This is a genomic window from Chryseobacterium sp. FR054 (assembly GCF_056844565.1).
Genome location: NZ_JBXDSA010000011.1, coordinates 1 through 5,331, shown reverse-complemented (window position 1 = coordinate 5,331; position 5,331 = coordinate 1). Strand labels below are relative to the sequence as shown.

4 protein-coding genes are annotated in these 5,331 nt (G+C 37.0%); all 4 read left to right on the top strand.

Annotated features, from left to right (window positions below; genetic code table 11):
* Window positions 1-3,194, top strand: a 3,194-nt coding sequence (locus AC106S_RS23985; protein WP_482442501.1) for an RHS repeat domain-containing protein, incomplete at its 5' end; no start/stop codon positions are given.
* On the top strand, window positions 3,191-3,646 hold the full coding sequence (locus AC106S_RS23980; protein ID WP_482442500.1) for a hypothetical protein: 456 nt from the start codon (window positions 3,191-3,193) through the stop codon (window positions 3,644-3,646). The genes AC106S_RS23985 and AC106S_RS23980, both read left to right, overlap by 4 nt.
* A 117-nt stretch (window positions 3,647-3,763) precedes the next feature.
* Window positions 3,764-4,705 carry an RHS repeat domain-containing protein gene (locus tag AC106S_RS23975; RefSeq protein ID WP_482442502.1) on the top strand — a complete coding sequence of 314 codons (942 nt, stop codon included), beginning with the start codon at window positions 3,764-3,766 and terminating at the stop codon, window positions 4,703-4,705.
* A complete protein-coding gene (locus AC106S_RS23970) occupies window positions 4,702-5,133 on the top strand; it encodes a hypothetical protein (RefSeq protein ID WP_482442498.1) in 432 nt (143 codons plus the stop codon). Before AC106S_RS23975 ends, AC106S_RS23970 begins: the two co-directional genes overlap by 4 nt.
* Window positions 5,134-5,331: the final 198 nt, after the last annotated feature.

Below are 5,331 nucleotides of genomic sequence, written 5' to 3'. Positions count from 1 at the left end.
CCCCACTGGGCAGGGATGTGGTGACCCACATTACCTACGATCCGTTTGGAAGGCAGGCATTAGATTATCTTCCTGTACCCCAGGGAGGAACTTCCAACGGGGCTTTCGTTCAGAATCCCCTGGGGAATGCCTCCCAGCCCGGTATTTACGGTCCGGAGAAGATCTATGCCGAGAAAGTATTTGAAAACTCACCGCTGGACCGGGTTCTGGAACAGAAGCAGGTGGGAAATGCCTGGGATGGAAAACCGGTAAAGTTCAGCTACGATGCTTCTGAAAACGGAGAAGTTAGAAAATATACCGTTACCACTACCTGGGTCAACGGGGCCACAAAATCTGAGATCAGTTCCGGGGAAAGCTATGGCAGCGGACATCTGTACAAAAACACCGTAACGGATGAAGACGGCAATAAGACCATAGAATTCAAGAATGGAAAAGGCCAGACGGTCCTGGTGAGAAAAGCTGTTTCCGGGACCCAGTATGCCGATACGTACTATGTTTATAACGAGTACGACCAGCTGGCTTTTGTGATCCCTCCGCTGGCTTCCGTAGCCTTGTCTCCGGATGAAGCGACCCTGAACAACCTCTGCTACCAGTACCGCTATGATGAAAAGAACCGCCTGGTAGAAAAGAAGCTTCCGGGGAAGGGCTGGGAATATATGGTATATGACAAGGCCGACCGGCTGGTCCTTACCCAGGATGCCAACCTGGAGGAGAAAGGACAGTGGATCCTCACCAAATACGATTCTTTTGGCCGGGTAGCCTATACGGCTGTTATCTTCGGGATGAACAGGGTTAATATGCAGGCCCAGGCCGGCCCTAACCTGATCGTGGAAAACAGGCATTCCGGAGGTTTTACAAAGGATGGAATGCAGATCCAGTATACCAATAACTATTTTCATGTTCTGGAAAAAGTGCTGAGCGTGAATTATTACGATACTTATCCCCAGTACAGCTTCAATCCCGCTTTCCCATCCGCTATTGAAGGAGAAACCGTTTTAACCGATACTCCTTCTTCAGAAGGAAGAAGCACCAAAGGTCTTGCGGTCATGAGCCTGGTGAAAAACATCGAAGATGATAACTGGACCAAAAGCTATTCTTATTATGATACCAGAGGAAGGGTGATCGGTTCGCATTCCATCAATCATCTGGGAGGCTATACCCACAGCGAGTCCAGGCTGGATTTTGCAGGAACCGTTCAGAAAACCGTAACACGCCACAAAAGACTGGGCACCGATACGGAAAGAGTAATCACAGAAACTTTCACTTACGACCATCAGAACAGGCTGCTGGTTCACAAACACAAGGTAGACGGTAATGCTGAAGAGATCCTGGCACAGAACAGCTACAATGAGCTTTCCCAGCTGGAAACCAAAAAGGTAGGCGGAACAAGTCCAACATCACCTTTACAGACGGTGAATTACCAGTATAATATCAGGGGATGGATGACCAGAATCAATGATCCGGGGAATCTGGGCGGGAAGCTTTTCGGATATGAGGTAAAATATCAGAATCCTTCCAATACTGTTGCCCCGGGAAGATTTAACGGTAATATTTCGGAAGTAGACTGGAAAACATCCTCAGATGAAGTTTTCAGAAGATACAGCTATCAATATGATGGCCTGAACAGGCTTTTGAAAGGAAGTTATTCCGAACCTCTTGCAGGGGTACCGATGAATGATTCTTTTAATGAAGAGATGACGTATGACCTGAACGGGAATATTAAGACCCTGAAAAGATTCACCAAACCGCAGGCAGGAACGACACCTGAGAAAATCGATGATCTGGTTTATAATTACCGCAACGGAGGAATGAGCAATATTCTGGATAAAATCACGCTTCCAACGGGTGTCACTAATAACTCATCGGGGTACAATGCCCTGGAAGGCACGTTCGGATATGATGCTAACGGGAATATGAATCTTCACCCAGATAAGGGGATTGAGGAAAAAATTATTTATAATGTCTTAAATCTGCCATCTTCTGTAAAAGTAGGTGTTGATATATTTGGACAAACTTCTAATTATATATACACGGCAGATGGCTCTAAACTGAAGAAAATGTACAGCTATTTTTCTTCTAAAGCAGGTCAGGTTTTTACTAAAACAACAGATTATCTTGACGGATTTCAGTACAATCAGGAAGGGGCAGAAGTATCACTTCAGTTTATTCCCACTTCAGAGGGATATTTTGATTATGTAAAAAATAAGTATATTTACAATTATACAGATCATCTGGGAAATGTAAGATTAAGTTATGCTAAAAACGGCACAGGAACAGAAGTAATTGAGGAAAGTAATTATTATCCGTTTGGCCTGAAGCATGAAGGGTATAATAATCTGGGAGAAAATCTTAATTATAAGTATAAGTACAACGGTAAAGAACTGCAAGAGACAGGGATGTATGATTACGGAGCAAGGATGTATATGCCGGATATTGGAAGATGGGGTGTGGTAGATCCGTTGGCAGAAACATCAAGGACATGGAGCCCATATAATTACGCTTACAATAACCCAATCAGATTTATTGATCCTGATGGAAGAGAAGCAACAGGATGGATTAGAGATAAAAAAAATGGGAATGTCTTTTGGGATAATGAAACTAATAGTCAGAAAGAATTTAATACAAATTACAAAGGAAAAGAAGCTAATTATGCTTATGCAAGTGATAAAAATGATTCTAGTGCTTATACTTTGCCAAATGGCTCAGGAACTATTTATATGACAGAATGGGATGATCAATATGATAATGCCGAAGGTGGTAATATTGGACCAATCTTAAAAATGAACTTTGAGCCAACAGACAAAAATGCAGATGCTGGATGGTTTCAGACATTTAAATCAAATGTTCCTAACTTTGATCCAGAAAAAGGTATAGATAAATTTATATTAAAACCTGAAGAAAGAGTTGATAATGGTTTTGGCAATCCAGATCCTAAACAAAGTGAATATTTCAATTATCCTTCAATGACAAAATTTGAAGACTCTCCTTCCAGAGCACCTCATAAAGAAGGTACTGTGAATTGGGATGCACAGAACTCGATGATAATAAATGGTGAAAAAAGCTTTACTGTTACGTATGGATTTTCTATAAAACCGAATGGAAAAGTTAATTATAGAAGCCCTAAATTAATAGATAAAAGCAGTACATTTCATAATACAGGAGTTATTAACTTACCTAAAAAAGAAAAAAAATGAAGTCAATATTAAGCATAATATTTTTACTGTTTTTCGTAAATAGTTTTTGTCAAAATATTAGGAATAAAGTTTTTTTCGGTATACCTACAGATGTGAATGAAATATATTTTTGGCCAAGAGATAAAGTAATAATAAACCTTCCTAAAAATAACGACGGGCGGTTTTTATTTAAAAACAATTCTAGGCTGGATAACCTATTAGTTTTTTTGAAAAATATAAAAGATCAACAGATGCAAGTTGAACTAAAGATTAATTATTGCCATAGCAATATTAGTTCATATAATTTAAAAATTGCTGAATCACTCAAGAAGAGCTTAGAAATATTTTTCAGTAACAATAATGTTACTTATAGCACTATTATTGCTAAGGGATGTACAAATTCTTTATTTCAATTTTCTGATGAAGAATATAGGAAAATGGGAGGAAATAATATTGAAATAACGATTTTCTAGTACAAAATTCGTTACGGTATTGAACCAGTAAAAAAACAATCAGGCTTTCTTGTAAAAGAAAGCCTGATTGTTGATAAAAATAGCTTCCTAACTAAATGAGAAAAGAATAATTTTTATATTTACAATTATACAGATCATCTGGGAAATATAAGACTAAGCTATGCTAAAAACGGAACAGGAACAGAAGTAATTGAGGAAAGTAATTATTATCCGTTTGGCCTGAAGCATGAGGGGTATAATAATCTGGGGGGAAATCCGAATTATCAGTACAAGTACCAAGGACAAGAATTACAAGAGGTTGGATGGTATAGCTTTAAATGGAGAAATTATATGCCCGATGTAGGACGGTTTTTCAATATTGACCCACTTGCAGAAAAATTTACATATAATAGTCCTTATGCATTCGCAGAAAATAGAGTTATTGATGGTAGAGAGTTAGAAGGATTAGAATGGGTGTCAAGTCGAAATTTAGAAAATAAAACTGTCAATTGGCATCTAACATATAGACCAGTTAATAATTCAGCAGGAGCTCTTTCTAAAGAACAAATGTCTGCATTAACAAGAGATCGTAAAGCTCAAATTATATCTTCTTATAGTGGAAAGAGTTCTGATGGAAATCAAGTTAATATTAGTTTTAATCAAAGTGAAAAAGCTACAATTTTATGGGAGTATAATATGGCTTATGATTTTAGTAAAGCTGAAGGATCTGATACAACTCCAAAAAATGAAAAAGACAGATTAGCTGCAACTCTTGATGGATTCACACATAAATTGGGTGATACTCAAAATAATAGGAGCCAAATTAATGTTGCTATAACAGAGGGTATAGTATGGACAAGTGATGGAAACATTGATTGGGATAAATCTAATAGAGCCAATGTAGCAAGAACAGGAGCTCATGAAACAGGTCATGAATTGGGGCTCGATCACTATGATACTGAAACGTTAAAAAACCCTCAAAATTTATTACAAAAGTTCCCAAAAGGGACTCAAATTAGCCCTGCCCAAAGAACTCAAATAACAAATTTAATGGAACAGCAACAAAAACAAAATAAATGAGAATAATAAAATATTTACTGTTTATATTTCTAGTTTTACTATTTTATAACTGTTTACAAGTAAAATCGGTATTTGATACAGGATTAATTGTTGATAAAGATCATAGGAGATCAAATTATATCATTGATAAATTTGAAATAAAATCAGATAATGCAATAATCTATTTTACAGATGGCTTTAAAGATGATAGTATCCAAATTATAAATGGTAAAAACTTAATTTATAGTAGAAAATTGAATACTATGAGACAGATAAGCCTGGCAGGATCTTGTATAATAAAAAACAATATTGAAACATTAATAATGATCAATCAAAATAAAATAAAATTGAATAAAGAAAAATTATCTAGTTATAAATTTATTTATTTAATGAAAAACGGCAAAAAATTCACTTTAGAGTATACAAATACAGCAAAATCTTTTCAATAATATTCCCCCCCCCGCTGGTGCGAGCGTCTCGCTCGTACCAATAGATAAGAAGATTCAACGGTAATATTTTGGAAGTAGACTGGAAAACATCCTCAGATGAAGTTTTCAGAAGATACAGCTACCAATATGATGGCCTGAACAGGCTTTTGAAAGGAAGTTATTCCGAACCTCTTGCAGGGGTACCGATGAATGATTCTT